Origin of the sequence: Acidovorax sp. HMWF018, from assembly GCF_003061035.1 — a bacterium.
Taxonomy (GTDB): domain Bacteria; phylum Pseudomonadota; class Gammaproteobacteria; order Burkholderiales; family Burkholderiaceae_C; genus Acidovorax; species Acidovorax delafieldii.
The window spans coordinates 1-1,094 of the sequence record NZ_QAIM01000636.1; the positions used below are offsets into that span (position 1 = coordinate 1).

The 1,094-nt window shown below is 48.8% G+C and carries 2 protein-coding genes; both read left to right on the plus strand.

The annotated features are described in order from the left end of the window. Positions 1–598 (plus strand): RHS repeat-associated core domain-containing protein (locus DBR23_RS26890; RefSeq protein ID WP_146191462.1); only part of this gene is annotated, 598 nt, incomplete at its 5' end. Beyond that, positions 598–969: a hypothetical protein gene (locus DBR23_RS29465; protein WP_146191463.1), complete on the plus strand. Its 372-nt coding sequence runs from the start codon at positions 598–600 to the stop codon at positions 967–969. The genes DBR23_RS26890 and DBR23_RS29465, both read left to right, overlap by 1 nt. The last annotated feature ends 125 nt before the right edge of the window (positions 970–1,094 follow it).

Consider the following 1,094-nt stretch of genomic DNA (forward strand, 5'->3'; position numbering starts at 1 on the left):
GACGGAAGGGGATATCCCACAGGGAGACCGACAAGAGCAGAACCTGCGATTCCAGGGCCAATACCTGGACCGGGAGACGGGGCTGCACTACAACACCTTCCGGTACTACGATGCGGACATAGGCAAGTTCATCAGCCCGGACCCTATTGGGCTGGCTGGGGGGGTGAACTTGGGAAGCTATGCACCAAATGCTATCTCTTGGGTGGATCCATTCGGGCTCTCGGGATCACCCGTAGTCGTGATCGGGGAAGGACAGAGTGCGGCCGATGAGGCTGCAAGGTTGCTTAGGCAGCAAGGTATCAACGCAGAAAGCATGCGCCACCCGAAGTCACAGTGGCGAGGTGGTATCTTGTCGCCAGGCATGCCAGACGCTGATTTCGAGAAAGCGGTCCAGTGGAATAAAGATTGGCTCAAAAAGAAGATCGATGCCGGCTATAAAGTTGTAGATATCGGACCAGATGGTCGGACTAATCCGAGCCGTTTCTATGCAGCTGAGCTTGAGGCTGTCAAAGAAAAAGGTGCGGCAAAGATTACGCTGAAGAAATTTGCATCTGGGGAGACGGTTGCCGGTATGCGTCAGCGAATAGGGAAATGTTAATGCAGATGTTTGTGGAAGTTGGTTGTCAGAACGGTGAGAAGCTGCTTCATTTTTATGTGAATGAATTGAAGCTTTTTTACTTGAGCGGCGAGTACGGAATGGGCTGTTTCAAAATTGTAGATAGAGATAAGAAATTTGGTTTAATAATTCGCGAAAGTAATTCATTTAAAGCCCGTGAGAATATTTTGTTCACGATTGAAGTTGCTTGTTTGGAAGATTTCATCTCTAGGTTTCATGTGTTGAATTTGAAATCCCAAGGCGCGCATATCGCAAGTGAAATATTTGAATGGCCAGGCGGTAAGAGTGTGCCGGTTATTGATGTCGCGGGGAATAAGTTTTTAGTTAGTGAGGAGCATCTCTTTAGCTCTTGAACTGCAAGCGATCGATTTGATGAGTCGAGCAGGACAGCCTGGGCGCCACCCCAAAACGCGCAGCTGCCAAAAGCATCAAGAAACATAGCTGTTAGCGCAAACCAGATAAGTGTTGGAGGCCAAAA

Excerpts from the sequence above, each read along its gene's own strand:
- DBR23_RS29465 (WP_146191463.1), top strand. The coding sequence starts at position 598 with ATGCAGATGTTTGTGGAAGTTGGTTGTCAGAACGGTGAGAAGCTGCTT.